The 25,163-nt window shown below is 73.5% G+C and carries 23 protein-coding genes and 2 pseudogenes; 7 read left to right on the top strand and 18 right to left on the bottom strand.

The window, feature by feature from the left end:
• Positions 1-6: 6 nt before the first annotated feature.
• Together QSK45_RS30310 and QSK45_RS30305 are read right to left on the bottom strand one after the other, a co-directional pair.
• Entirely contained in the window at positions 7-720 is a 714-nt protein-coding gene (locus QSK45_RS30310) for a helix-turn-helix domain-containing protein (RefSeq protein ID WP_285562080.1), read from the bottom strand.
• 295 nt (positions 721-1,015) lie between these two features.
• Positions 1,016-1,401, bottom strand: a pseudogene (locus tag QSK45_RS30305) (VOC family protein).
• A 416-nt stretch (positions 1,402-1,817) separates the two neighbouring features.
• Between QSK45_RS30305 and QSK45_RS30300 the strand changes: the two are divergent.
• The 4 genes and pseudogenes from QSK45_RS30300 to QSK45_RS30285 all read left to right on the top strand — a co-directional run bounded on the left by QSK45_RS30300 (position 1,818) and on the right by QSK45_RS30285 (position 4,188).
• Complete coding sequence (locus QSK45_RS30300; protein ID WP_285562079.1) at positions 1,818-2,963, top strand: Cmx/CmrA family chloramphenicol efflux MFS transporter; 1,146 nt, start codon at positions 1,818-1,820, stop codon at positions 2,961-2,963.
• A gap of 84 nt (positions 2,964-3,047) precedes the next feature.
• Positions 3,048-3,144: pseudogene (locus QSK45_RS30295) on the top strand.
• A 105-nt stretch (positions 3,145-3,249) separates the two neighbouring features.
• A complete protein-coding gene (locus tag QSK45_RS30290; protein ID WP_285562078.1) occupies positions 3,250-3,642 on the top strand; it encodes a VOC family protein in 393 nt (130 codons plus the stop codon).
• A 195-nt stretch (positions 3,643-3,837) separates the two neighbouring features.
• Complete coding sequence (locus QSK45_RS30285; RefSeq protein WP_285562077.1) at positions 3,838-4,188, top strand: ArsR/SmtB family transcription factor; 351 nt, start codon at positions 3,838-3,840, stop codon at positions 4,186-4,188.
• 18 nt (positions 4,189-4,206) lie between these two features.
• Here the strand turns inward: QSK45_RS30285 and bla are convergent, their stop codons facing one another.
• From bla to QSK45_RS30260, 5 genes are all read right to left on the bottom strand, one after another.
• A complete protein-coding gene (gene bla, locus QSK45_RS30280; protein WP_285562076.1) occupies positions 4,207-5,109 on the bottom strand; it encodes a class A beta-lactamase in 903 nt (300 codons plus the stop codon).
• Positions 5,110-5,794: 685 nt separating this feature from the next.
• Entirely contained in the window at positions 5,795-8,023 is a 2,229-nt protein-coding gene (katG, locus tag QSK45_RS30275) for a catalase/peroxidase HPI (RefSeq protein ID WP_285562075.1), read from the bottom strand.
• 33 nt (positions 8,024-8,056) lie between these two features.
• On the bottom strand, positions 8,057-8,494 hold the full coding sequence (locus tag QSK45_RS30270; protein WP_285562074.1) for a Fur family transcriptional regulator: 438 nt from the start codon (positions 8,492-8,494) through the stop codon (positions 8,057-8,059).
• 298 nt (positions 8,495-8,792) lie between these two features.
• The gene (locus QSK45_RS30265; RefSeq protein ID WP_285562073.1) at positions 8,793-9,530 is read right to left on the bottom strand and encodes a hypothetical protein; all 738 of its coding nucleotides are present in this window, start codon (positions 9,528-9,530) and stop codon (positions 8,793-8,795) included.
• Between the two features lie 122 nt (positions 9,531-9,652).
• Complete coding sequence (locus QSK45_RS30260; RefSeq protein ID WP_285562072.1) at positions 9,653-10,351, bottom strand: acetate uptake transporter; 699 nt, start codon at positions 10,349-10,351, stop codon at positions 9,653-9,655.
• 429 nt (positions 10,352-10,780) lie between these two features.
• Here QSK45_RS30260 and QSK45_RS30255 point away from each other — a divergent pair, with 429 nt between their 5' ends.
• A complete protein-coding gene (locus tag QSK45_RS30255; protein WP_285562071.1) occupies positions 10,781-11,758 on the top strand; it encodes a trypsin-like serine peptidase in 978 nt (325 codons plus the stop codon).
• 265 nt (positions 11,759-12,023) lie between these two features.
• On the opposite strand, the gene QSK45_RS30250 is transcribed toward QSK45_RS30255, so the two are convergent.
• Positions 12,024-12,326, bottom strand: coding sequence for a hypothetical protein (locus tag QSK45_RS30250; protein ID WP_285562070.1), 303 nt, complete (start codon positions 12,324-12,326; stop codon positions 12,024-12,026).
• Positions 12,327-12,648: 322 nt separating this feature from the next.
• Positions 12,649-13,275 (bottom strand): TetR family transcriptional regulator, encoded by a 627-nt coding sequence (locus QSK45_RS30245; RefSeq protein ID WP_285562069.1) that lies wholly within the window; start codon positions 13,273-13,275, stop codon positions 12,649-12,651.
• An 86-nt stretch (positions 13,276-13,361) separates the two neighbouring features.
• On the opposite strand from QSK45_RS30245, the gene QSK45_RS30240 reads away from it, so the two are divergent.
• A complete protein-coding gene (locus QSK45_RS30240) occupies positions 13,362-14,291 on the top strand; it encodes an SDR family oxidoreductase (RefSeq protein ID WP_285562068.1) in 930 nt (309 codons plus the stop codon).
• Between the two features lie 211 nt (positions 14,292-14,502).
• On the opposite strand, the gene rox is transcribed toward QSK45_RS30240, so the two are convergent.
• A complete protein-coding gene (rox, locus tag QSK45_RS30235; RefSeq protein WP_285562067.1) occupies positions 14,503-15,939 on the bottom strand; it encodes a rifampin monooxygenase in 1,437 nt (478 codons plus the stop codon).
• Between the two features lie 338 nt (positions 15,940-16,277).
• Between rox and QSK45_RS30230 the strand changes: the two genes are divergently transcribed.
• Positions 16,278-17,084: an SGNH/GDSL hydrolase family protein gene (locus tag QSK45_RS30230; RefSeq protein ID WP_285562066.1), complete on the top strand. Its 807-nt coding sequence runs from the start codon at positions 16,278-16,280 to the stop codon at positions 17,082-17,084.
• A gap of 87 nt (positions 17,085-17,171) precedes the next feature.
• Here QSK45_RS30230 and QSK45_RS30225 read toward each other — a convergent pair whose 3' ends face one another.
• From QSK45_RS30225 to QSK45_RS30190, 8 genes are all read right to left on the bottom strand, one after another.
• Positions 17,172-17,420 carry a hypothetical protein gene (locus tag QSK45_RS30225; RefSeq protein WP_285562065.1) on the bottom strand — a complete coding sequence of 83 codons (249 nt, stop codon included), beginning with the start codon at positions 17,418-17,420 and terminating at the stop codon, positions 17,172-17,174.
• Positions 17,407-17,664 carry a DUF6400 family protein gene (locus QSK45_RS30220; RefSeq protein WP_285562064.1) on the bottom strand — a complete coding sequence of 86 codons (258 nt, stop codon included), beginning with the start codon at positions 17,662-17,664 and terminating at the stop codon, positions 17,407-17,409. The genes QSK45_RS30225 and QSK45_RS30220 overlap by 14 nt, the downstream gene beginning before the upstream one ends.
• 74 nt (positions 17,665-17,738) lie before the next feature.
• Positions 17,739-18,695: a hypothetical protein gene (locus QSK45_RS30215; RefSeq protein WP_285562063.1), complete on the bottom strand. Its 957-nt coding sequence runs from the start codon at positions 18,693-18,695 to the stop codon at positions 17,739-17,741.
• Positions 18,696-18,762: 67 nt separating this feature from the next.
• Positions 18,763-20,079: an FAD-dependent oxidoreductase gene (locus tag QSK45_RS30210; protein WP_285562062.1), complete on the bottom strand. Its 1,317-nt coding sequence runs from the start codon at positions 20,077-20,079 to the stop codon at positions 18,763-18,765.
• A 39-nt stretch (positions 20,080-20,118) separates the two neighbouring features.
• The gene (locus QSK45_RS30205) at positions 20,119-21,306 is read right to left on the bottom strand and encodes an XdhC family protein (protein ID WP_285562061.1); all 1,188 of its coding nucleotides are present in this window, start codon (positions 21,304-21,306) and stop codon (positions 20,119-20,121) included.
• Positions 21,299-23,434 carry a xanthine dehydrogenase family protein molybdopterin-binding subunit gene (locus QSK45_RS30200; protein WP_285562060.1) on the bottom strand — a complete coding sequence of 712 codons (2,136 nt, stop codon included), beginning with the start codon at positions 23,432-23,434 and terminating at the stop codon, positions 21,299-21,301. Before QSK45_RS30200 ends, QSK45_RS30205 begins: the two co-directional genes overlap by 8 nt.
• Positions 23,431-24,423, bottom strand: coding sequence for an FAD binding domain-containing protein (locus QSK45_RS30195; protein WP_285562059.1), 993 nt, complete (start codon positions 24,421-24,423; stop codon positions 23,431-23,433). Before QSK45_RS30195 ends, QSK45_RS30200 begins: the two co-directional genes overlap by 4 nt.
• Positions 24,420-24,977 (bottom strand): (2Fe-2S)-binding protein, encoded by a 558-nt coding sequence (locus tag QSK45_RS30190; protein ID WP_285562058.1) that lies wholly within the window; start codon positions 24,975-24,977, stop codon positions 24,420-24,422. The genes QSK45_RS30195 and QSK45_RS30190 overlap by 4 nt, the downstream gene beginning before the upstream one ends.
• Between the last annotated feature and the right edge of the window lie 186 nt (positions 24,978-25,163).

Here is a 25,163-nt window from a genome sequence, read left to right as displayed (position 1 = left end):
CCGGCCTCATCCCGCTTCGATACGACGGCCCGTGTACGCCAGCGGCTCGATCCGCACCCACAGATCGCGCCCCCCGCCCGCCCAGGGGGCACTGTACGCGTGCTGGGTGAGCCGCTGCGCCTCGCCGGGGTCGGTGACCGCGCGCGCCGTCCCGCGTACCAGCACGCTCCAGCCCTCGCTGAACGCGTCGTCCACCCGGTCCACCTCGAAGGCCACCTCGCGGTCGAAGCCCCGCGTGAGCGCCGAGCCCTCGCGCGTGCGGAACACGATCGCGTCGTCCACGACGCTGTAGTTCACCGGGAGCACCAGGGGCGCGCCCTCGGTGCTGATGGCGAACCTTCCGATGCCGTGCGTCGACAGCAGTTCCCGGCACTCCTGTTCGCCGAGTTCGCCGAACCGGGGGTCGCGGGACGCCTGCCCGAGTCCGGACGGCAGCCCGGCGTAACCGCCGCCGAGTTCCTGGGGGCTGGTGCGCAGCGCCCCGGCGAGCCTGAGCAGGGTGCCGGAGTCGGGAGCGGCGGTGCTGTGCTGCTCCAGATGGGCGACGTACGCCTCGGCCATGCCGGCGCGGGCGGCCACCTCTTCCCGGCTGAGACCGAGTTCCACGCGGCGCCGCCGGAGGCGGCGCCCGAGGTCGCCCCGCGGGGGACCGTCCGCCGGAGCCGGAGGACGGTCCCCCGGCTCCGGCGCGCCGCTCTGCGATGTGGGGCCTTCTGCCATGCTCGCTCACTCCTCGCCGGGATCCCGGACCGCCGGTGTGCACGGTGTTCGTCCCTCGGACTGCCGGGGGCCCTGGCTCGTACCACGTGTACCACCGGGGCACCCCGCCTACCACTCGTGTATGCCGAGACAGCCGATCGCAGCCCGTCGTGTCCGGTCTTCCCGAGGAGGCCGGACGAGGCCGGACACGGCGTCGGCACGACCGGAAACCCTAGAGGCGCCCGGCCCCGCGCGTCTTGGGCCGAACGTCCCGCCCCGGCGGGCGGGTCCGGTGGGCGCCTCCGGGAGTCGTCGGCTACGGGCGGACGTACGGCCTGGTCGTGATCTCCATGTTGCGGCCGTCCGGGTCGGCGAAGTACGCACCGCGTCCGCCGAACAGTGGTTGGTCCGACCGGGTTCGGTGTGCGCGGGGTCGGCGTAGTAGGTGACCCGGACCGCTTCCGGGCGGGCGAGCATGGACGCGAAGCGCTCGTCGGGGACGAGGAACGCGTAGTGCTGCGACCGGATCGGTTCGTCGCGCTTCTCGTGGTAGTCGAGCGTCACGCCGTTGCCGAGGTCGACGGGGAGGAAGGGCCCGAACGGGGCGCCGATCCGCAGCCCCGGCATCGCGGCGAGGAACTCGGCCGACAGATACCGGTCGCTGGCGTGGACGGCGGTGTGGTTCAACTGGACGGTGCGCATGGGAGGTCCTGCCCTCCGGGATCGTGGGACGGGCGCCCTGGGAACAGGCGCCGGCCGGCGAGTCCCGGAGAGGGCGGGCTCCTTGCCCGCCGCGCGCTCACGGCAGGGACGGAATCCGGTCTCGTGCGTGGCCCTCGGCCGATCCGGCGATCACCGGCCGACCTTGCCGAGGACGAGGGACCGGGGCAAAACCATGGTGGCGTACGGGAGTTGTCCGGGTACCCTCGGGGCCATGTCGAGTCCTGAGTCGGACAGGGTGGGGGCTTTCGGTCACGCCGTCAGCCCCCGGAGCCACTGACCTCAACGACCGTTGCGCGTACCGTCGTGCGCTTCGGCCGGGCGCGTGCGCCCCCGGGTGCTGACCGCGGTGACGAGATGGCCCTCTCGTGCTTCTCCTCACCCCGGAGTCACTCCCGATGCCCCTCGCTCTCCACCTGCTCGCCCTCGCCGCCTTCGCCATGGGCACCTCGGAATTCATGCTCGCCGGCCTCGTGCCGGAGATCGCCGCGGACCTCGGCGTCACCGTCGGCACGGCGGGCCTGCTCACCTCGGCCTTCGCACTCGGAATGGTCGTCGGCGCCCCGCTGATGGCCGCACTCGCCCGCAACCGTCCCGGACGGGCCGCCCTGTCCGGCTTCGTCCTCCTCTTCGCGGCCACCCACGCGGTGGGCGCGACCGCCACCGGTTTCCCGGTGCTGTGCGCCACCCGGGTGGTGGCGGCTCTGGCGAACGCGGGGTTCCTCGCCGTGGCGCTCACGACCGCCGCCGCGCTGGTGCCTCCCGACCGGAAGGGCCGTGCGCTCGCGGTGCTGCTGTCGGGCACGACGGTGGCCGTGATCGCCGGTGTCCCGGCGGGATCGGTGCTGGGCACGCTGCTCGGCTGGCGGGCCACGTTCTGGGCCGTGGCGGCCCTGTGCCTGCCCGCGGCCGTCGGCGTCCTCACGGGCGTCCCCGCGCGCCGCCCGGAGAAGAACACGGCCGGCGGACTGCGCGCGGAGCTGGCACAGCTACGGCGGCCGCGGCTGCTCCTGGCGATGCTGCTCGGCGCCCTGGTCAACGCGGCGACCTTCGCGGCCTTCACCTTCCTCGCCCCCGTGGTGACCGGCACCGCGGGGCTGGGCGAGCTGTGGATCCCGGTCGCCCTCGTGCTGTTCGGCGCCGGTTCCTTCGCCGGTGTCGGCGTCGCCGGACGCCTGTCCGACCGGCGTCCCGGCGTCGTCGTCGCGGCCGGCGGTCCGCTGCTGCTCGTCGGCTGGCCCGCCCTGGCCGTACTGGCCCACCGGCCGGTCGCGCTGCTCACGCTGGTGTTCGTGCAGGGCGCGCTGTCCTTCGCGGTGGGCGGCGTCCTGATCACGCGCGTGCTCTACGAGGCCGCGCACGCCCCCACCATGGCCGGCTCCTACGCGACCGCAGCGCTCAACATCGGCGCCGCCACCGGTCCCCTCGTCGCCGCCGCCACCCTCGCCGGATCGGAGCTGGGCCCGCTCTGGGCCGGCGGCGCGCTGGTCGCCGCGGCCCTGCCGGTCGCCGTCGTGTTCCGCGCCGTGCCGGGCACCGACTGAGGTCAGCCGTGCGTCAGTCCCCGGTCAGCGCCGGGTGGCACAGTCGTTCCTGTGAGCGGTACGGGACACCGGAACCGGTCACGGGGAGAGGTGCCCGGAGTGGTTGATCGGGGACCAGCGAGCTCGCCTCACGGTCGGGCCCCTCCGGGGGCCCACGCAGGTTCGAATCCTGCCCTCTCCGCCCCCGCCGCGCCGAACGGCTGACTAGACTTGACCGCGGCATCGCGTGTCGGTCACCGACCGGGTGAGGCATGGAGGTGCCGGGAGATGCCTCCGGAGGCATTCCTTGTCGGTCGAGTTGAATCACACCATCGTCCATGCCCGGGACAACCGGGAGTCCGCCCGTTTCTTCACCGAGATCGTGGGCCTGGACATCACCTCGGAGTGGGGCCCGTTCGTGGCCGTCGCCCTGGGCAGCGGCGTCACGCTGGACTTCGCCACCGTTCCCGAGGACCAGATCACCCCGCAGCACTACGCGTTCCTGGTCTCCGAGGAGGAGTTCGACGCCGCGTACGCGCGCATCACCGAGCGCGGCGTCGAGCATTACGCGGACCCGCACCGGAAGCACCCCGGCACCATCAACCGCAACGATGGCGGCAAGGGCGTGTACTTCATGGATCCGGTCGGACACGCCATGGAACTGCTCACCGTCCCCTACGGCGGATGGCCCGCCTCGTAGGCGACCCGGTCCCGCGGCCGGCGATGGCCGGCCGCGGGCTGCCCGGGGCCGGGTGCGGTGTTTCCGGGGGCCGATTCGGTGGCCGCGGGCCCTCGGGGTGAGGATGGACCCCATGGTGTGGACGTGTGGGTCGATGGGACGGGCCGAGGCCGGGCCGCAGGGGGCGGGCCGCCGGGCCGGTGAAGGGACGGTCCGGTGAGCAAGCCGCTGTACCAGCTGAAAGCCGAGTTCTTCAAGACGCTCGGCCATCCGGCCCGCATCCGCGTGCTGGAACTGCTCAGCGAACGCGAGCACGCGGTCGCCGAGATGCTGCCCGAGGTGGGCATCGAGCCCGCCCACCTCTCCCAGCAACTGGCCGTGCTGCGCCGCGCCAACCTGGTCAGGACCCGCAAGGAAGGCTCGACCGTCTACTACTCGCTGACCAGCCCGCACGTGGCCGAGCTGCTGCGGGTGGCGCGGACGATCCTGTCCGGAGTCCTCGCCGAGCAGGCCGGGCTCCTCGCCGATCTCCAGGCCGCCCAGGGCGAGCCGCCCCGGCGCGCCTGACCTCGCTCCCCGCGGCCGTCACTCGCCGGGCGCCACCGTCCGCGCGACGATGCGGGCCGCTTCCTCGATGAGTGCCTCGTCCACCGGTGCCGTCCGGTCGGGCTTGGTCGACAGGACGGCGACGACGACGGGCGTGCCCCGGGTCGTCCAGGCCACGCCGACGTCGTGGGCGCTGGCGTAGTCGCCGGTGCCGGTCTTGTCGGCGACGGTCCAGCCGCGGGGCAGTCCGGCGCGGAACCGGTGGGCGCTGGTGGTGTTGCCCTTCAGCCAGGTGACCAACCGCTCGCGGTCGGGGGTGGACAGGGCCCGGCCGAGGGTCAGCCGCTCGATGCTCGTGCCGACGGCCTCGGGGGTGGTGGTGTCCCTGGGGTCCCCCGGGATCGCCGTGTTCAGCTCCGGCTCCCACCGGTCGAGCCGGCTCACCTCGTCGCCGAGCGAGCGGAGGAACCGGGTGAGACCGCCGGGACCGTCCAGCTCGCGCAGCAGGAGGTTGCCGGCCGTGTTGTCGCTGTACTGGATCGCCGCCGCGCACAGGGCGGCCACGGTCATGCCGGTGGGCTGGTTCTCCTGCGTGCGCGGCGAGTTGGGCAGCACGTCGTGCGGCGGGTAGTGGATCACCCTGTCCAGCGGCGCGCGGCGCGCCTCGTCGCGCAGGACGGCGGCCGCCGCGAACGCCTTGAACACCGAGCACATCGCGAACCGCTCCCCCGCCCGGTGGGCGAGCACCTGACCGGTGCGGACATTGCGGGCGTACACGCCGAGCCGGGCGCCGTAGCGTGTCTCCAGGTCGTCCAACTCGTCGGCGCAGGCGGCGTCCGGGGCGGCGGCGGCCCTGCCTGCCGACGCCGCGACGGCGGCGGAGGTGAGGGCGAGTCCGGCCTTCAACAGGCCACGCCGTGCGAGCGGTCGGGAACCGGTCATGGTGAAGTCCTCCCAGGTCACGCGTTGTCGGCTGGGTGATCCGTGGGGAACAGCGAAACAGCGGTACGGCACTCATGTCCAAGAGTGAACCGGGTATGTTCCATGCCTTATCGATATGGCTGCTGGATGGATCTGCCGGCGCATCCGGAGGCGCGGGCAGAGGACGGAGTCCCCTGTTTCGAGGACCGGTCCGCGCGGGCTGTCGCGCGCGGACCGCTGTCCGAGGGGCGCGTCCGGCCGGCCGGTCCGGCGGCCGACGCGCTCGCCGAGACGCCGGCCGGGCGCGCGCTGCCGCTGTGCACCGAGCCGTACGCACGGCACAGTACGGTGCCTGGTGGGCATCATGGGGAGACACGCCCGGAGACCCGGAGCCGACCGGGCGGCCGGCGCGGGCGCCGACGATGGAGGACATTCCGGGACGCTGTTCCTCGCGGCCGGCACCCCGGTGACCGCCCAGGTGCCCCGATCGCGGGCGGGCGCGTCGCGGGGCCCCGTCGGGCGGCGACCTCCGACGAGACGTACGCGCGGCCGGGCGCGGCGGCGCCGGGCCGCCGACGCGCGCCGGGGGCGTCGTGGACCTCTGTTCCTCTGGGCGGACGGCGGTGTCCGGGCCGGCCCGGCAGGGGCCCGGACACCGGCTCGCCGGTCCGGCCGGACCGCATGGACCCGGCCGGACCGACGGGGATCAGGCGATGTCGAACCGGTCCAGGTTCATGACCTTGTCCCACGCGGAGACGAAGTCCTTCACGAACTTCTCCTTCGCGTCGTCGCTCGCGTAGACCTCGGCGAGGGCACGCAGCTCCGAGTTGGAACCGAAGACCAGGTCGGCACGGCTGCCGGCCCACTTCAGCTCGCCGGTCACGGCGTCCCGGCCCTCGAAGGTGGTCTCGTCCTCGGAGGTCGCCTTCCAGGTCGTGCCCATGTCGAGCAGGTTGACGAAGAAGTCGTTGGTGAGGACGCCGGGCGTCTTCGTGAGGACGCCGAGCTGCTGGGACTGGGCGTGGTTGGCGCCGAGGACGCGCAGGCCGCCGATGAGCACGGTCAGCTCGGGGGCGCTGAGGGTGAGCAGGTTGGCGCGGTCGAGCAGCAGGTACTCGGCCGGCAGCCGGTTGCCCTTGCCGAGGTAGTTGCGGAAGCCGTCCGCGGTCGGCTCCAGCGCCTCGAAGGACTCGGTGTCGGTGTGCTCCTCGCCGGCGTCCACACGGCCCGGCGTGAACGGCACCCGGACCTCGAAGCCGCCCTCCTTGGCCGCCTTCTCGACCGCGGCGACACCGCCGAGGACGATCAGGTCCGCCAGCGAGACCTTCTTCGCGCCCGAGGAGGCGTTGAAGTCCTGCTGGACGCCTTCGAGGGTGCGCAGCACCTGGGCCAGCTCGTCGGGCTGGTTGACCTCCCAGCCGCGCTGCGGGGCGAGGCGGATGCGGGCGCCGTTGGCGCCGCCGCGCTTGTCGCTGCCGCGGAAGGTGGACGCGGAGGCCCATGCGGTGGTGACCAGCTGGCCGACGCTGAGACCGGAGTCGAGCAGCTTGCCCTTGAGCGTCGCGATGTCCGCGTCGTCGATCAGCTCGCCCTCACGCTCCGGCAGCGGGTCCTGCCAGATCAGGGTCTCCTCCGGGACCTCGGGGCCGAGGTACAGCGACTTCGGGCCCATGTCGCGGTGGGTGAGCTTGTACCAGGCGCGGGCGAAGGCGTCGGCGAACTCCTGCGGATTCTCGTGGAACCGGCGGGAGATCGGCTCGTAGATCGGGTCGAAGCGCAGGGAGAGGTCCGTGGTGAGCATCGTGGGCAGACGCTTCTTGGACGGGTCCTGCGGGTCGGGGATCGTGGGCTCGGCGTCCTTGGCGACCCACTGCTTGGCGCCGGCCGGGGACTCGGTCAGCTCCCACTCGTAGCCGAACAGGTTGTCGAAGAAGCCGTTGCCCCACCGGGTCGGGGTGGAGGTCCAGGTGACCTCCAGGCCGGAGCCGATGGCGTCCCGGCCCTTGCCGGTGCCGTAGGTGCTCCTCCAGCCCAGGCCCTGCTCCTCCAGTCCGGCGGCCTCGGGGTCGAGGCCGACGTGGTCGGCGGGGCCGGCGCCGTGGGTCTTGCCGAAGGTGTGGCCGCCGGCGATCAGGGCGACGGTCTCCTCGTCGTTCATCGCCATGCGGCGGAACGTCTCGCGGATGTCGCGGGCCGCGGCCAGCGGGTCCGGGTTGCCGTTCGGGCCCTCGGGGTTGACGTAGATCAGGCCCATCTGGACGGCGCCGAGCGGGTTCTCCAGCTCGCGGTCGCCGGTGTAGCGGCGGTCGTCGAGCCAGGTGGTCTCGGGGCCCCAGTAGACGTCCTCCTCCGGCTCCCACACGTCCACGCGGCCGCCGCCGAAACCGAAGGTCTCGAAGCCCATGGACTCCAGCGCCACATTGCCGGCGAGGACCATCAGGTCGCCCCAGGAGATCTTCTGGCCGTACTTCTTCTTGACCGGCCACAGCAGGCGGCGCGCCTTGTCCAGGTTGACGTTGTCGGGCCAGCTGTTCAGCGGGGCGAAGCGCTGCTGGCCGTGGCCGGCGCCGCCACGGCCGTCACTGATGCGGTAGGTGCCGGCGGCGTGCCAGGCCATGCGGATGATCAGACCGCCGTAGTGGCCGAAGTCGGCGGGCCACCAGTCCTGCGAGGTGGTGAGCACCTCCTCGATGTCCCGCTTCACCGCGGGAAGGTCGAGGCTCCGGAACGCCTCGGCATAGTCGAAGTCCTCGCCCAGCGGGTTGGCCGCGGGCGGGTTCTTGGCGAGGATCTTCAGGTTGAGCCGGTCCGGCCACCACTGCCGGTTGCCGCCGCCCTGGGTCGGGTGTGCGGCCCGGTCGTGAACGACGGGGCAGCCACCGCTCCCCTCCTCCGACTTCGCGTCTGCGACGATCGCGTCGTGGTTCTCAGTCATGGCAATCCTTCCGAACTAAGCGGAACCAGGTGCTCAGGAACTGCGGCCGGTGGAACAGTCGGGGCACAAGCCCCAGTAGACGACCTCGGCTTCGTCGATCGCGAAGCCCCAGTCGTTCGCCGCGGTCAGGCAGGGCGCGTCGCCGACGGCACAGTCGACGTCGACGACGGCCCCGCACGACCGGCACACGATGTGGTGATGGTTGTCGCCCACGCGCCCCTCGAACCGGGCCGGGTGACCGGCCGGCTCGATGCGGCGCACGAGACCCGCCGCGGTAAGCGCGTGCAAAGCCTCGTAGACGGCTTGCAGGGATATATGGCCCACGCGGTCACGGACCCCGGAGGCGATCGCCTCGACACCGAGGTGGTCGCCGTCCCGGACCGTCTCCAGCAGCGCGACGCGAGCCGCCGTCACGCGCAGGCCGGCACCGCGGAGCTCCTCGGCGGTGGTCGGAGTCGGGGAGGCGGTCATGAAGCAGAACCTACTCTCACAAACACGAGGGGTTCAAGAAAACGAACGATGCAATTCTGGTCTTCTGCCGGTGTACGGCACTCGCCTCCACGGACGCGTCATGTGCCCACCCCACTCTCCCCGGACACGGCAAGCCGAACCGTCCACCGATCGGGTGAGAGGCGTTCTACGTGAGGTCGAAGGGGCTGTTTCCTTCGGTGCGTGATCGCCGGGCCGTCTCGGCCGGTCGGCGTGTCCGCCCACTTGGCGGAGCGACCGCCCGCTTGTCGACGTGTCGCCTCCGTGTCGGCGTGTCGGTCTACTTGAGGATGTTGACGGCGCGGGCCACGACGAGGGCGACGGTCACCAGGGAGACCGAGGACTGGAGCATCATCAGCATCTTGGACCACCTGGACAGGGGCATCACGTCGGTCGGGCTGAAGGCGGTGGCGTTGGTGAACGAGAGGTACAGGTAGTCGAGGAACTCCGGTTCCCAGTCCGGGGGCGCCGTTTCCGGGCTCTGCATCTGGACGAAGAGGAAGTCGGCGTACTGCCGCTGCCCGCGCACCCGGGCCATCGGTCCGCCGCGGTCCGACTCCCAGTACCACAGGGCGAAGACGATGACGTTGGTGAACCAGATGACGGCGCCGGCCCGCAGCAGCGGCACCGCGTCCCGCTCCCCGACGCCCTGCACCAGGTCCCCCACCAGCCGGGCGGCCGACCAGCCGTTGGCCAGGCTGATGGTCCCGATCAGGGCCAGCCCCAGCCACCGCCACCACACCGTGCTGGGCTCGACCCGCCGGGGGTTGCTCGCCACCAGGGCGGCGAGCAGGACCAGTTCCAGCACCGGCAGGACCCAGACGGGCCGCAGGAGAACGAGTCGGTGCGGCAGGACCAGCTGCAGGGCCACCGCCGCCAGCATGACGGTGGTCACGGCCCAGCGCGTCTCGCCCCGGGTCGCCCGGCGCCACGCCGGCACCAGTTCGCGCTCGCCGCTCTGCAGCAGCCGTTCGATCCTGGCCAGGCGGCCTTCGGCATCGTCCATGTCCTCGCTCATGCGGGACATTGTCCCGGGCCCGCGGCCGACGGTGGCCGCGGTGGCGGTGGGTTCCGGTGGGACGGTGGCGGTGGCGGTGGCGGTGGCGGTGGCGGCCGGGAGGGTACGGCACGACGTCCTCGTCAGACGGATCGCTCGTCGTGGCGCACCCGTTCGCCCTGCGCGGTCCTGATCCGGCCGACGGGGAGCACGGTGCGCCCGTGCGTCTCGTTGATGACGGTGGCCGCCGAGGCGTACCAGGCGGCGAGCCCCGTGAGGATGCCGAACCAGCCGCCCACCTCGGTCATGGCGTACCCGGCGCCTCCCTGGAACGACCCGATGGCGAGGAAGAGGAAGGTCAGGGTCAGCAGCACGAACACCGCGAGCACGGGAAGACTGACGCGCAGGGCGCCCACGGTCATGTAAGCGGTGAAGATCGCCCACCCGAGCAGGAACAGGCCCAGCGCGTTGTGCGCGTCACCGGCGAGCGCCACGCGCGGCGCGATCCACCAGTAGGACAGCCAGAAGGCGGCGAAGGAGACGAACGCCGTCGCGCCGAAGGTGTTGCCCCGGCGGAACTCCATGAGTCCCGCGGCGAACTGCGCGAGCCCCCCGTAGAACGCCGCGAGGCCCAGAACCGGCAGGATGCCCGCGGTCTCCTTCAGCAGGTTGGTGTTGACGATCGACAGCAGCAGGGTCGTCAGGGCGAAGGCGGCCAGGCCCAGCGGGGCGGGATCGGCCCAGGCCGACGCGCGCGGAGCCGCCCCGTACGGCGCTTCCCCGGGCGGGACCGCTCCGGGCGGCGACTGCTCCGGGTGAAGGCCCCTCGTGTCCTCGTTCATAACCGGCATCCCTTCGACCAATGGTCAGCAGGGCCGGAGGCCCTTGCTCGCCGAGCCCGCAAACGTGCTGGTCAGAGCCCCCGAGGCGGGCTGTGACGCTCCCGCGCCACATGGATACACCTGTACAGAATGTACCCATTTACTCCGCTTCGCATTTGCCGTCCGCGTGGATCCGTCGCTGATGGCAGCTCCACTTCGCCGACTGGGTGGGGGCGGGGCACGGGCGGTGGGCTACGGCACGTCAGGGCTCATCCTTACTCGGCCCGGCCGGCCGGACCGGCTCGGACCGGCTCGGACCGGCTGATCGCCTGGCCGCCGGGGCGCACAGCGCCGGTAGACGCGCCCCCTTTCGACGGTGCCTTCTTTCGCGCCACGGTCCCCGGCCCTAGGGTGAGCCGCCATGTACCTCTGCTCCGAAGGGAACTGACGGTGCGTAAGCTGACTGGTCTCCGCCGTCTCGCGGTCTGCGCGGCCGCTCTGCCGCTGTCGGTCGCCCCGTCCGCGGCGGCCGTCGCGGACGGGGCGACGGCCGGACCGAACCCGGTCGCCGCCCGGCTCGACGCCTACTGGACACCGGCCCGCATGACGGCCGCCCTGCCCGCCGACACGGCCGAGGGCATCGAGGCGGGCCCGGCGTCCTCCCCGGCGGTGGACGGCCCCCGCCCCGGCGAGTACATCCCGCCCAGCTGGAGCTTCGACGGCATCCCGCAGGCCGGCACCTTCTTCTGGACCGACGCCCGGGGCACCGGCCGTACGTGCAGCGGCTCCGTCGTCCGCAGTCCCGGCCACGACCTGGTCCTCAGCGCGGGCCACTGCCTGAAGGGCTACTCCGGCACCGCCGCGCAGCGCCGCCTGGCCTTCGTCCCCGGATACCACGACGGGGTCAAGCCCTACGGGGTCTTCCCCGTCGGAGCGAACGGCGTCTACCTCCCGCAGCAGTACTACGATCTGGGCGAACACGCGGGCGCCGCATACGACTTCGGCTTCGCGGTCACCGAACCCGACCAGGACGGCACGCCGTTGCAGGACGCGGTCGGCGGGGTACGACTGCTCACCGGGACGGGGTACGACCACGCGCCGGTACGGATGATCGGCTATCCGGCGGGGGCGGAGAAACCGCTGGAGTGCTGGAGCCGGACCACGAGGTGGCCCAGCGACGACCCGGCCGACCCGGGAACCTTCCCGCGCATCGCCTGTGACGCCTTCGTCGGCGGCACGAGCGGCGGCCCCATGCTCGTGCCGTGGCCCGGAGGCTGGGGGGTGATCGGGGTGATCGGCGGGTACCACACGGGAGGCGACACACCGCAGATCTCGTACAGCGCGTACTTCGGCGCCGCCGTGCGCGCGTTGTACGGCGCCGCGGTCGCGGGGGCCCCACCCGCGGGGGTGGGCGGGGCGCGGAGGTGACGGGACACGGACACGTTCCGGAATTCCCGGATCGGTCCGGACCGCCGGCCTCGGCGCCATCGCCCCCGCCCGCGGCGATCCGCACGACCAAGGGGTACGCGGCCCCCACTTCGACCACTGGTTGCGTGGTCGACTTCGACCAGTGGTTGCGTGGTCGACTTCGCCCACTGGTTTCGTGGTCGCGGCGGACGGCTGCCGGAGAGGCCGACGCCGATGTACCCGGTCATGGTGTTCGCGAGGTGGCGGCGCCTCGCAGGGGCCGGCGTCAGCAGGAGACGGGCGCGTATACCGCCAGCTGGTCCTCGACCCACGGGTCGAACACGGCCAGACGGTGCCGGGCCGCGGGGTCGAACTGCGCCAGCTGCCCCTCGATCCAGGGGTCGGGCCGGTGCGCGCCACGGCGACCGGAGCAGGCGGGGGCGCCCTGCCTGCTCACGGTGGCGTGGGCGGGGACGTGCGAGGCGCTCCGCGGAGCGGCCGCCGCGGGCCCGGCGGTGGCCAGAAGAGCCCCGCCGACCAGCGCCGCCGAGGCGCCGACCGTACCCGCGTGCCGTATCAGCTTCATCATGTCCTTCTCCTTCCCGTACGGTCGGTGACGAGCCCGGGGCGCCAGGTAGCGGATTGCCCTGCTGTGTCGCTCGACCGGCCGGTGAGGGCGTCTACCCAGCCGCTCCCGCCTCACTCGTCCTGGCGTCCCGGCCGGGGGGGGTGACGGGAGGGGCCGCCGAGGCGCGGCAGGCACGCGGGGCCGACCGGGGACCCGGCGGCGCTCCGTGGATCGCCCACCGGCAGCGACCGGGTCCGGCCCGCGCCGAGCCGTCCCGGGCCGAGCCGGGCGAGCAGCAGCGGATTGCCGGCGCGCGCCGAGAACCCCTGCCCCTCGCGCCCGGCTACGCCTCCGCCGACTCCTCCGGCACCCCGGGGCCCGCTTCCCCCTCCGGCCTCACCGGCAGGTCCCCCCTCGCCACCGCCCTGAGCTCGTCCAGCGAATCCCGCGCCAGCTGAACCAGCGGACGGGTCCCGTCGGCGGTGATCCAGCGTTCGAAGGCCACCTTGAAGACGGCGACGCCGGTCTCGGCGGTGAGACTGGCGGCCGGCTCCGGGACACCGCGCCCGCGGAGGGTCTCGGCGAGGGCCGCGGCGAGGGAGGCGAGTTTGATCAGTTCGCGTTCGCGGAGTTCCGCCGTCGCGGAGATCACGGCATGGCGCTTGCGCGCGAACTCGCGCCGCTCCTCGAAGACTTCGCAGACCGCGTACAGGCCCAGCGCCACCGCGTCGATCGGTGCGCTGGACGGCGGGGCGTCGGCGACCGCCCCCGCGAACAGCTGCTCGAGTTCGACGGCGCCCGAGAACAGGACCTCGCGCTTGTCGGCGTAGTGCCGGAAGAACGTGCGCTCGGTGAGTCCCGCGCTCTTGGCGATCTCCGCCACGGTGGTCTGCTCGAACCCGCGCTCGCCGTACAGATTCAGCGCCGCCTTCGCCAGGCGCTCGCGCGTGTTCGGCTCCCATCTGCCCATGGGCCGCATCCTACGCGATGACAGCGACTGGCATCAGTGCTAGCGTCGATGTCAGTAACTGACATCCACCTGTCTGGGGATCTCTCATGCGCATTTTCGTGACCGGGGCGTCCGGCTGGATCGGTTCGGCCGTCGTTCCGGAACTCATCGGCGCGGGTCATCAGGCCGTGGGCCTGGCCCGTTCCGACGCCTCCGCCGACGCGCTCACCGCGGCCGGCGCGGAGGTCGTCCGCGGCAGCCTGGACGATCTCGACGTCCTCGGTGCCGCGGCCGCCGACTCGGACGGGGTGATCCACCTCGCCTTCAAGCACGACGTGGCCTTCTCCGGCGGCTTCCAGAGCGCGGCGGAGGCCGACCGCAGGGCCGTCGACGTCCTCACCGAGGCGCTCGCCGGCAGCGACCGCCCGTTCGTGCTCGCGTCCGGGCTGGCCGGCCTGGCGCCGGGGCGGGTGGCGACGGAGCAGGACATGCCGGTCACCGAAGGCGACTCGCCGATCCTGATCCGTGCGGTCACCGCGCAGGCCGTGCTCGCGTGCGCGGAGCGCGGTGTGCGCTCGTCCGTGGTGCGGCTCTCCCCCACCTGCCACGGCGACGGGGACAACGGCTTCATCGCCTCCCTCGTCGGCATCGCGCGGGACAAGGGCGTCTCCGGTTACGCCGGTGACGGTGCCAACCGGTGGCCTGCCGTCCATCGGCTGGACGCGGCGCGGCTGTTCCGTCTCGCGGTCGAGAAGGCCCCGGCCGGCACCGTGCTGCACGGGGTCGCCGAGGAGGGCCTGCCGCTCCGCGACATCGCGGAGGTGATCGGCCGTCAGCTGAACCTGCCGACGGCATCGATCGGTTCCGAGGACCTGGCCGGCCACTTCGGCTGGATGAGCGCCTTCGTCGGCCTCGACGCCGCCGCGTCGAGTGCCGCCACCCGCACCCTGCTCGGCTGGGAACCGACCGGGCCCGGCCTCCTCGCCGATCTGGAGGAGGGCCACTACTTCGGGGCCGCGGGGGAGGACATCGTCTGACCGCGAGGGAACCGGCCTCGGGCCGCCTGCCGAACCCCGCGCGGACCCCTTTGGGGGAGCGGGGTTCGGAGGGCCGGTGCTCTCCCCTGCCCGGCAAGTCCGCGCGCGCCGGGGCCCGCACCCCGCTCGCGCCGCGGAAGGCGCGGGTCCGACCGTGGAGTCCGGCGGTCCGGGGGAGAAGGCGGACCGGGCCGCCCACGCCCGGAAACCCCTAGCGCAGTGCCGCGGTCGGCGTGCCGAACCACCTCGGCAGCCGGTCGGCGAGGTCCGAGGGGTCCTCGCCGGCCCAGGCCACGTGGCCGTCGGGGCGGAGGAGCACGGCGGGGACATCCAGTTCGTCGCTGCCTTCGACGACATGGTCGACCCGGTCCGCCCAGCCGGTCACCGAGAAGCGCCCGGTCCGGTCGAGCAGCAGGCCGCGGCCCTGGTGGAGCAGTTCGTACAGGCGCCCCCGTCCCAGGGGCAGGTCCGGCAGGCGGCGCCCGAGCAGGTCGTGGCCGTCGCCGAAGTCGTAGCGGATGCCGGTCGCGATGATCTTCTCCGTCAGGCGGCGGTTCACCTCCTCGATGTCCATCAGTTCCGCCACCAGCCGGCGCACCGCTCGGGCCCCCGGTTCGAGGGACACCAGTTCCATCTGGGCCCGGGTGTTGTCGAGCACGTCGGCCGCGACCGGGTGGCGTTCGCGTTGGTAGGTGTCGAGGAGCCCCGGCGGTGCCCAGCCGGCGATCTCGGCCGCCAGCTTCCAGCCGAGGTTGAACGCGTCCTGGATGCCCAGGTTGAGCCCCTGGCCGCCTATCGGCGGATGGACGTGCGCCGCGTCGCCGGCCAGCAGGACCCGGCCGACCCGGTAGCGCTCGGCCTGCCGGGTGCCGTCGCCGAAGCGGGAGAGCCAACGCGGCGCGTGGATACCGAAGTCGGTACCGGCCACCGCCCGCAACCGCCGGCGCACCTCTTCGAGGGTCGGCGGCACGGTACGGTCCTCGGCCAGTCCGTCGGCCGGGACGACGAAGCGGTACACGCCCTCCCCGAGCGGTCCGACGCCGAACCGCAGCTGGGTTCGGCGGACCTCGGTCACCACGTCGGCCACCTCCCGCGGCGAGGCCGTCAGCCGCGCCTCGCCGAGCAGCGTGTCGGCCCGGGACGGCTCACCCGGGAAGCCGACGCCGAGCAGCTTGCGCACCGTGCTGCGGCCGCCGTCGCAGCCGACGAGGTAGCGCGAGCGCAGCCGTGTGCCGTCCGCCAGTTCGACGGTCACCCCGTCCTCGCCCTGGCTCAGCCCGGTCAGCTCGCGGCCGCGGCGGAGCTCGGCGCCCAGCTCGGTGGCGTGCTCGGCCAGCAGATGGTCGGTGACCGGCTGCGGGATGCCGAGGACGTACCCGTGCGCGGTGTCCAGTCCCCGCGGCGACGGCTTGCGGATGCCCGCGAAGAATCCGCCGAGCGGGTGCTTCTCGCCCCGCGGCAGGAAGCGTTCCAGGAGGCCGCGCTGGTCCAGCACCTCGATGCTTCGCGCGTGCAGGCCGAGCGCCCGTACGATCCCGGTCGGCTCCGTCTCCTTCTCCAGCACGACGGTGTGGACGCCGTGCAGCCGTAGCTCGGCGGCCAGCATCAGGCCGGTCGGCCCACCGCCCGCGATGATCACGTCGATCATGGAATTCCTCACGCACACAGGCGCCCCACCAGCGGTTCGCCGTCCAGGCCGGAGATTGTGCGGGACGGGAGGGGGCTTGCCGCAAGGCCCCCCAGCGGCTATACGTTGAGAGTGGCGAGGAGTACGCGCTCCTTGCCTTTTCCATGGAGGTACGGCCGTACGGGTGACGGCCCTTCGGGTGAAACACCGGACCGGGAGACGCTTCAGGGCCCGGCCGTGACGTCGGACCGGCGCCCTTCGCACCAAGGGGCTCGCGCGGGCGCATCGGCGGGACGCTTTGTCAACATGGCAGACCGTAACGAGGCGGCGGGGTCGTGGTTCCGCGATAAACGGGAAGCATGAGACCGTTCCGCATCCAGTCCTTGGCCGCCGCCGCGCTGCTCGCGGGCGCCTGCACCCTCGCCGGTCCCGCCGCCGCGCCCGCGGCGCCGAACAGGGCGGCCCTGGACTACGTGGCCCTCGGAGACTCCTACTCGGCCGGCGTCGGCGCCGGCGACTACCTCACCGAGGCCGCGAACTGCCTGCGCAGCAGCCGGGCGTACCCCGCGCTGTGGGCCGCGGCCCACGCCTCGTCCTTCTCCTTCGCCGCCTGCAACGGCGCCAAGACCGGGGACGTGCTGACCAAGCAGCTCGGGGCGCTGAGCGGCCGTACCAACCTGGTCAGCATCACCGCCGGCGGCAGTGACGCGAGCTGGGCCAAGGTCATGGGGCTGTGCGCGCTGCCCGGCACCACCGGGTGCCTCAGCGCCATCGCCACCGCGCGCGACTACGTCGACAAGACGCTGCCCGCGAACCTGGACCGGCTCTACTCGGCCATCAGGAGCAAGGCCCCGGCCGCCCGCGTCGTGGTACTCGGGTATCCGCACTTCTACCAGCTCCACGGCAGCTGCTCGCGCGGCCTCGAGGACTCGGAGCGGGCCGCGCTCAACGCGGCGATCGACCACCTCGACGGCATGATCGCCCGGCACGCCACCGGCCACGGGTTCGCGTTCGCCGACGCCCGGACCGCGTTCAGCGGTCACGAGATCTGTTCCGCGGGGCCGTGGCTCCGCAGTGTCGAGGTGCTGGACCTCACGGAGTCGTACCACCCCAACGCCTCCGGGCAGTCCCTCGGCTACCTGCCCCTCTTCACCCGCGCGGCCTGAACCAGGTCGCCCGCCTGCACCTGCACCTGCACCTGCACCTGCACCTGCACCTGCGAAACCGCACCATCGGCACCACCGGCACCGGCCTCAGCGGCTGTCCGCCCCCCGGTTCGGGCGGCCTCGGCCGGCGCCGAAGCCGGTCTCGTGGTCCCAGACGTGGGTGCAGGTCGGGCACTGGAGGTGGAGCATGCTGCCGGTGTTCGACAGCAGGTAGCGCCAGTGCCGGGTGCACCTGCGCCCCTCACCGCAGGTCGCGCAGCCGCGGTGGTCCGCGCAGTTCGGGCAGGTCACCCAGGCACGGCGGCCGATGTCCGCCTGGGGATCAAGCGGTAGCACGGCCGTCTCCGCGCTCGGGCAGCACACCGGCGGCCGCCAGCTCGTCGTAGATGCGCTGCTGCTCCGCGTCGAGGCCGGAGTAGAGCAGCTCGTGCGCCGCGTCCTCGTCCCGCAGTGCCTTGACGGGGTCCCACGTGGGGCCGACGGCGTCCATGACGTGGGCGCGCCGGAGCATCTCGTGGGCGGTGAGGTCGACGGAGAACTCGACCGGCTGGGCGGGCTGGGTGGGGCCGTACGCGGACATACGTACGAACTTAGGTAGCCCTTCCCCGCGGCGGCAAGGGTGGGTGGGGGACATCACAGACGAAACGCCGCTGATCACAGGCCGACGGTCGCCCGGCGCTGTGCCTGCTCGTACTCCGCGAGCGGCTCACCGCCGGTGTTCCACGGCCAGGAGGCGACGATGCCGCCCAGGGCCTCGAAGACCGGCGCGGCGTCGCGGCGGCGGTCGGCGGCCATCAGGGCGTAGGCGAGCACGTTGAGGTCGGCGAGCGCCCTGGCGTGGCGCAGGAATCCCGGCTGGGGCCAGGTGTGGGCCACGCGGTCGAGGGCCTGCCCGGCCATGGCGTGGGACCAGTGGTTGCGGGCCACCAGCGCCTCGAACCCGCCCCGGCCGAGGACGGAGCGGTACTGCAGGACCTGGGCGGTGAGTTCGACGCCGGCGCAGGGCGCGTTCGCGGGCATGCGGGCGGCCAGGCTGTCCACGAACTCCAGCACCTGGATACGTGAGCCGCCCTCCTCGGGGCTGAGGTATCCGAGCATGCCGAGGTACGCCTCGCGGTTCCAGCGGTCGCGGGCGAGCACCTCGTTCCACACGCCGAACGCCTGGGGCTGCTCCCAGCGCTGGAGGCGGGCCACCGCCAGCAGGGCGACCCAGGGGGTGGGGTCGTCCGGGGCGAGTTCGGCGGCCCGCAGACAGAGGTCGGTGGCCTCGGAGGCGTCCTCCGGGCGGCCCTGGGCGCGGGCGTCGGCCACCTGGGTCCAGGCGTGCAGCACGAGCGCGTCGGCGCTGCGCGGCTCGCGCGCGGCCCAGGAGCGGGGCAGGTGCGACTCCGTCAGAAAGCCCGCGAGGACGTCGATCCGGTGGGCCCGGCGGTCCCAGTCGCCCCGGTCCTGGTCGAGGAGGCGGGTGATCTGCGCCGCGCACAGGTCGGTCGTCGCGATCGTGCCCGTCCTGGTCGTCGCCCTCAGGGACTTGAGAAGTCTGCCCAGCTCCTGATCGTCCAACTCCGGGGCCAGACGCGTTCTTCGGCGGCGACTTGAAAGAAAAGCCATGCAGGGAGGCTAGGGGCGTTCGCCGTTCACACAAGGCCTCCGCCAAGATCGTTATGGTTTCACCCGCTTACCCGGGGTTACCTTTCCCCTCGCCCGGCGGCGTCCGCCGGTACGGAACGTCGTCCGGACGCCCGCCCCCGGCGCGGGCCGCCTTCCGCACGGCCGCCGCGGGTGGCCGCTCGCGCAGGGCGCCGTACGCGATGAAGTACGCGGGCAGCCGCCGCAACCGCCGTGACCCGGCGAGCAGACGGGCGACCCGCCGGGCCCGGTCCGCGTCGCCGAGCGGCGGCCGGCCCTGGAGCACGGGGCGGATGACGCGGGCGTGGGCCAGCCGCTGGAGCGCCTGCGTGGCGACCGTGGTCGGCCGGCGGCGGCGCTGGACCCCGCGCAGGTCGCGCTCGCCCACGGCGCCCCGGCGCAGCGGTCCGGCGAGATGACGGGCGGTGGCCACGGCGTCCTGGACCGCGAGGTTGATGCCGATGCCGAAGACCGGCGACATGGCGTGGGCCGCGTCGCCGATGCACAGCAGCCCGGGGCGGTGCCAGCGGCGCAGCCGGTCCAGGCGTACGTCGAGGAGCTTGACCTCGTCCCAGGAGCGCAGGGCGTCGGCGCGGTCGGCGAGCCAGGGCACGGCGGCGGTGAACTCGGCCCGGAACCGGTCGAGTCCGGCGGCGCGGCGGCTGCCGTCGGTGCCCTTGGGGATGAGCGCGGCGCACTGCCAGTAGTCGCCGCGGTCGATCATCGCGGTGAGGAAGCGGTCGCCCGCGCCGCCGACCAGTCCGCGTGGATCGCCCTCGCGGCGCGGCAGCCGGAACCACCAGGCGTCCATCGGGCAGTCGAAGCCGCGCAGTCCGAGTTCCGGCCGGGTGCGGGCGAGCGAGCCGCGGCCGTCGCAGGCGACGGTGAGCGGGGCGCGCAGCTCGCCGGTGCGGCCGTCGGCGGTGCGGTAGCGCACCCCGGTGACCCGGCCCGCCTCGGTGAGGAAGCCGGTCGCCTCCGTGTTCATCCACAGGTGGAAGGAGGGTTCGCGGCGGGCCTCGTCGGCGAGCAGGTCGAGGAGGTCCCACTGGGGCACCATCGCCACGTAGTCGTAGGGGCCGCGCAGCACCGACAGGTCCGCGACGGTGACCTGCGGGCGGCCGGCGGCGACGGGCAGCTGGACGGTGCGCACCCGGCGCTGCGGCAGCCGGGCGAACCGTTCGGCCAGGCCCAGTTCGTCCAGCAGGGCCAGGGTGGAAGGGTGGACGGTGTCGCCGCGGAAGTCGCGCAGGAAGTCGGCGTGTTTCTCCAGCACCGTCACCTCGATGCCGGAGCGGGCCAGCAGCAGCGCGAGCACCATGCCCGCCGGGCCGCCGCCCACCACACAGCACGTGGTCCTCTCCACCGTGTCCACCGTGGCCCTGCCCTTCACCGGAGCAGTAATTCATCGATCGATGAATACCCGTTCCCCACTGTACCCGCCGACCCCGTCCCGCACCCCCGCCGCCACGGCGGGCGGCCGGTCCCGGTGGATCGGCGCCCGCCCGCCGGTCAGCGGGGCGCCGGTGCCGCCCCGCCGGGCGGCCACGATCTCCGCGGCGATCGACAGGGCGGTCTCCTCGGGCGTACGGGCGCCCAGGTCGAGGCCGATCGGCGAGCGCAGCCCGGCCAGTTGGCGCTCGCTCACGCCCTCCGCGCGCAGCCGCCGCTCCCGGTCCTCGTGGGTGCGCCGCGAGCCCATGGCGCCGACGAACGCCACCGGCATGCCGAGGGCGACCTTGAGCAGCGGTACGTCGAACTTCGCGTCGTGGGTGAGCACGCACAGCACGGTCCGCGCGTCGGTCGCGGTGCGCCGCAGATAGCGGTGCGGCCAGTCGACCACCACCTCGTCGGCGTCGGGGAAGCGGGCCGGGGTGGCGAAGACGGGACGGGCGTCGCAGACGGTCACATGGTGGCCGAGGAACTTGCCGGCCCGTGCCAGGGCCGCGGCGAAGTCCACCGCCCCGAAGATGATCATCCGCGGGGGCGGCACGTCGGACTCGACCAGCAGGGTGAGGCCGCCGGGGCAGTGCGAGCCGTCCGCGGAGATCTCCACCGTGCCGGTGCGGCCCGCCTCCAGCAGGGCCCCCGCCTCGGCCAGCGCCGTCCGGTCGAGGTCGGCGTGGCCGGCGAGCGTGCCCTCGTGCGTGCCGTCGGGGCGCACCAGCAGGGCCCGGCCCAGGAGGTCGTCCGGACCGCGGGCGATCCGGGCGAGGGCCGCCGGCGCTCCCTGGGCGGCGAGCGCGAGGGCCGCGGCGAGGACCGGCCGGGCGGGCGCCTGCGCGCCCACCGGCGTCACCAGGACGTCGATCACCCCGCCGCAGGTCAGCCCCACGGCGAAGGCGTCCTCGTCGCTGTACCCGAACCGCTCGACCACGCTCCGCCCGCTCTCCAGCGCCTCCTGGCACAGGTCGTAGACCGCGCCCTCGACGCAGCCGCCGGAGACCGATCCGATGACGGTGCCCGCACGGTCGACGGCGAGGGCGGCGCCGGGCTCGCGTGGGGCGCTGCCGCCGACGGACACGACGGTGGCGACGGCGAACTCCCGTCCCTCGTCCACCCATCGGGCCAGCTCCGCCGCCAGGTCAAGCATCCGGCGCTCCCGCCGCGAGGACGCGGTCCGGGCTGATCGGCAGACGGCGGTGGCGGGTGCCGGTCGCGTGCCACACGGCGTTGGCGACGGCGGCCACGGCGCCCACGATGCCGATCTCGCCGATGCCCTTGATGCCGACCGGGTCGTCGGGGTCCGGGTCCTCGATCCAGTCGGCCTCGATGCGCGGCACGTCGGCATGGGTGGCCACGTGGTAGCCGGCGAGGTCCGCGCCGACGAGGCCGCCCGAGGCACGGTCGCGCAGCGCCTCCTCGTGCAGGGCCATGGAGATGGCCCAGATCATGCCGCCGAGGAGCTGGTTGCGGGCGGTGAGCGGGTTGACGATCCGGCCCGCCGCGAAGATGCCCAGCATCCGCCGCACACGCACCTCGCCGGTGGTGACGTCCACGGCCACCTCGGCGAACTGGGCGCCGAAGGAGTGCCGTTCGGCCGCGGCGAGCGCGCCGATGGCCGCGGTGGTGTCCGACCGGACCGTGATCCCCTCGGCCGGGACGTCGGCGCCGAGGGCGAGCCGCTCGCGCAGTTCCTCGGCCGCCGCCTTGACCGCCCAGGACCACGAGCGGGTGCCCATGGAGCCGCCGGCGATCATCGCCGGTCCGAAGGCGCTGTCGCCGATGCGGACCCGGACCCGTTCGGGGGCGACGCCCAGCGCGTCGGCGGAGACCAGGGTCAGGGCGGTCCGGGCCCCGGTGCCGATGTCGGCGGCGGCGATCCGTACGGTGAAGTCGCCGTCCGGGTGGGCGGTCACGGTCGCCGTGGAGGGTGCCGCGCCTGCCGGGAAGGAGGCCGCGGCCGTGCCGGTGCCGAGCAGCCAGCGACCGTCCCGGCGCACCCCGGGGCGGGGGTCGCGGCCGGCCCAGCCGAACCTGCGGGCGCCCTCGCGGAAGCAGTCGGCCAGCCGGCGGCCCGCGAAGGGCAGGCCCGAGACCGGTCCGCGCACGGCGTCGTTGCGCAGGCGCAGTTCGACCGGGTCGAGCCCGCACTCGACGGCGAGTTCGTCCAGCGCCGACTCCAGCGCGAACGAGCCGGGCGCCTCGCCCGGGGCGCGCATGAAGGTCGGGCTCGGCACGTCGAGCCGTACCACGCGGTTCTCGGTGCGGTGGGCGTCGGCGTCGTACATCACCCGCGCCACACCGGCGCTCGGCTCCACGAACTCGTACACGGTGGAGGTGTGGCTGAGGGCGCGGTGCTCCAGGGCGCGCAGCCGTCCGTCGGCGTCGGCGCCGAGCCTGATCCGCTGGACGGTCGGGCTGCGGTGGCCGGCCAGCGTGAACATCTGACGGCGCGTCATGACCACCCGTACGGGGCGCCCCAGCTCGCGCGCGGCCATCACGGCGGCCACCTGGTGGGCGCGCACGCCCTTGCTGCCGAAGCCCCCGCCGACGTGTTCGGAGCGCACCCGCACGGCGGCCGGGTCGAGTGAGAAGAGGTTGGCGAGGTCGCCCACGACCCAGGTGGCGCCCTGGTTGGAGTCGACCACTTCGAGGCGGCCGTCGTCCCAGTGGGCGGTGGCCGCGTGCGGTTCCATCGGGTTGTGGTGCTCTTCGGGGGTGGTGTACTCCGCGTCCACCACCACGGCCGAGGCGGCGAGTTCGGCGTCGATGTCGCCCTTCTCCGTCACCGCGGGCATGAAGCCGTCCAGCGGGTAGGCGTCGGGACGCCCGGACGTGAAGTCGGTGTCGTGGGGCTCGGGTTCGTAGTGCACCACGAGCGACTCGGCGGCCTCCCGGGCCTGTTCGGAGGTCTCGGCCACCACGAGCGCCACCGGCCAGCCCAGGTGCGGCACCCGGTCGTGCTGGAAGACGGCACAGGTCGCGTCCGGCCGCATGCCCAGCATGCTGGGGAAGTCGGTGTTCAGGCGCGGCGCGTTGCGGTGGTCGAGGACGGCGAGGACGCCGGGCATGGCGAGGACCGCGTCGGTGTCGAGTGCGCTGATGCGACCGCGGGCGACCGTGGACAGCACCAGCCAGCCGTGGGCGAGGCCGGCGAAGGGGATCTCGCCCGCGTACCGGGCGGCTCCGGTGACCTTCTCCACGCCCTCCACGCGGGTGCGGGCGGTACCGACGGACGGCGCGCGGGTCGCCGTCTCGGTGGTGGTGGCGGTGGTCATCGGGCGGCCTCCTCGGCGAGTTCGGTGAGCACGGCCACGACGAGGTTGCGCATCAGGGTCACCTTGTATCCGTTGTGCGGCAGCGGTCGGGCCGCGGCCAGTTCGGCGTCCGCGGCGGCGGCGTAGGTGTCGGGCACGGCCGGCGCCCCGGTCAGCACGCCTTCGGCGGCCAGGGCCCGCCACGGCCGGGAGGCGACCGCGCCGAGGGCGAGGCGCGCCTCGTGCACGACGCCGTCCCGGACGTCCAGCGCGGCCGCGAGGGAGCCGATGGCGAACGCGTACGAGGCGCGCTCGCGCACCTTGCGGTAGCGGGAGCGGGCCGCGACCGGCGCGGGCGGCAGCACGACGCCGGTGATCAGCGCGCCGGGCGGCAGGGCGGTCTCGCGGTGCGGGGTGTCACCGACCGGCAGGTAGAACTCGGCGAGCGGCAACTCCCCCGGTCCGTCCGCGGTTTCGTACTGGACGACCGCGTCGAAGGCGGTCAGCGGGACGGCCATGTCCGAGGGGTGTACGGCCACACAGTGGTCGGAGGCGCCGAGGACCGCGTGGTTGCGGTGCTCGCCCTCGACGGCGGGGCAGCCGCTGCCCGGGATCCGCTTGTTGCAGGGCTGCGTGACATCGGTGAAGTAGCCGCAGCGGGTGCGCTGGAGCAGGTTCCCGCCGACCGTGGCCATGTTGCGCAGCTGCCCGGAGGCACCCGCCAGCACCGCCTGGGCCAGCGCCGGGTAGCGGCGGCGCACCTCGGGGTGGGCGGCGAGGTCGGCGTTGGTGACGGTGGCACCGATGCGCAGGGCGCCGTCGTCCGCCGTCTCGATCCTGTCCAGCGGGAGTTCACGGATGTCGACGAGCCGGGTGGGGCGTTCGACGCCCGTCTTCATCAGGTCCACGAGATTGGTGCCGCCGCCCAGGAAGCGGGTGTCCGGGTCGGCGCCGAGCAGGGCGACGGCGCCCGCGACGTCGGTGGCCCGCCGGTAGTCGAACTCCCTCATGCCACGGCCTCCTCGGACTCGGTCGCGCCGTCCGCCGCCGCCCGGGTCACGGCCTCGACGATGGCGACGTAGGCGCCGCACCGGCACAGGTTGCCGCTCATGCGCTCCCGGATCTCCTCGGCGGTCAGCGGGGGCGGCCCGGCCTCCGGCCGGATGTCGTCGGTGACGGCGCTCGGCCGGCCCTCGGCGTGCTCCCGGAGGACCCCGATCGCCGAACAGATCTGGCCAGGGGTGCAGTAGCCGCACTGGTAACCGTCGAGTTCGAGGAATGCCTGCTGCACGGGATGCAGCCGGTCCCCCTCGGCGAGGCCTTCGATCGTGGTGACCTCCCGTCCCTCGGCCGCCACCGCCAGTTGCAGACAGGCGACGGCGCGGCGCCCGTCCAACAGGACGGTGCAGGCGCCGCATTGCCCTTGATCACAGCCTTTCTTGGTGCCGGTCAGGGTGAGGCGTTCACGCAGGGCGTCGAGCAGGGTGGTGCGGTGGTCGACGGGCAGTGTGAACTTCTCGCCGTTGATGTGCAGGGTGATGACACTGGACGTCGAGGAGGCCATGTCAGCTTCTTTCGCATTTCCAGAGCAGGTGGTGTGCAATGCCGTGGGTGCCGGGGGGATCATGGGCGGAACGGGTTGCGTGCGGAGCCGTTGTCGAGCGAGCGAGGGGGGACCGGGGCGCCGGTGGCGCCGGGGCGGGTCGCGGAGAGCCGCCGCCAAGGGCGTCGGCCGGGTGACTGCCGCCGG

The sequence above is a fragment of the Streptomyces hygroscopicus subsp. hygroscopicus genome, from assembly GCF_030269125.1.
Lineage (GTDB): Bacteria > Actinomycetota > Actinomycetes > Streptomycetales > Streptomycetaceae > Streptomyces > Streptomyces hygroscopicus_C.
Note: the sequence above shows the minus strand (reverse complement) of the source record. Positions and strands in the feature narration are given on the sequence as shown.

Coding starts and splice junctions, on each gene's coding strand:
- QSK45_RS30195 (WP_285562059.1), bottom strand. CDS start 24,423: ATGAGGGAGTTCGACTACCGGCGGGCCACCGACGTCGCGGGCGCCGTC.
- QSK45_RS30270 (WP_285562074.1), bottom strand. CDS start 8,494: ATGACCGCCTCCCCGACTCCGACCACCGCCGAGGAGCTCCGCGGTGCC.
- rox (WP_285562067.1), bottom strand. CDS start 15,939: ATGATCGACGTGATCATCGCGGGCGGTGGGCCGACCGGCCTGATGCTG.
- katG (WP_285562075.1), bottom strand. CDS start 8,023: ATGACTGAGAACCACGACGCGATCGTCGCAGACGCGAAGTCGGAGGAG.
- QSK45_RS30240 (WP_285562068.1), top strand. CDS start 13,362: ATGCGCATTTTCGTGACCGGGGCGTCCGGCTGGATCGGTTCGGCCGTC.
- QSK45_RS30215 (WP_285562063.1), bottom strand. CDS start 18,695: ATGGCTTTTCTTTCAAGTCGCCGCCGAAGAACGCGTCTGGCCCCGGAG.
- QSK45_RS30230 (WP_285562066.1), top strand. CDS start 16,278: ATGAGACCGTTCCGCATCCAGTCCTTGGCCGCCGCCGCGCTGCTCGCG.
- QSK45_RS30200 (WP_285562060.1), bottom strand. CDS start 23,434: ATGACCACCGCCACCACCACCGAGACGGCGACCCGCGCGCCGTCCGTC.
- bla (WP_285562076.1), bottom strand. CDS start 5,109: ATGACCGGTTCCCGACCGCTCGCACGGCGTGGCCTGTTGAAGGCCGGA.
- QSK45_RS30190 (WP_285562058.1), bottom strand. CDS start 24,977: ATGGCCTCCTCGACGTCCAGTGTCATCACCCTGCACATCAACGGCGAG.
- QSK45_RS30300 (WP_285562079.1), top strand. CDS start 1,818: ATGCCCCTCGCTCTCCACCTGCTCGCCCTCGCCGCCTTCGCCATGGGC.
- QSK45_RS30260 (WP_285562072.1), bottom strand. CDS start 10,351: ATGAACGAGGACACGAGGGGCCTTCACCCGGAGCAGTCGCCGCCCGGA.
- QSK45_RS30245 (WP_285562069.1), bottom strand. CDS start 13,275: ATGGGCAGATGGGAGCCGAACACGCGCGAGCGCCTGGCGAAGGCGGCG.
- QSK45_RS30205 (WP_285562061.1), bottom strand. CDS start 21,306: ATGCTTGACCTGGCGGCGGAGCTGGCCCGATGGGTGGACGAGGGACGG.
- QSK45_RS30310 (WP_285562080.1), bottom strand. CDS start 720: ATGGCAGAAGGCCCCACATCGCAGAGCGGCGCGCCGGAGCCGGGGGAC.
- QSK45_RS30250 (WP_285562070.1), bottom strand. CDS start 12,326: ATGATGAAGCTGATACGGCACGCGGGTACGGTCGGCGCCTCGGCGGCG.
- QSK45_RS30220 (WP_285562064.1), bottom strand. CDS start 17,664: ATGTCCGCGTACGGCCCCACCCAGCCCGCCCAGCCGGTCGAGTTCTCC.
- QSK45_RS30265 (WP_285562073.1), bottom strand. CDS start 9,530: ATGAGCGAGGACATGGACGATGCCGAAGGCCGCCTGGCCAGGATCGAA.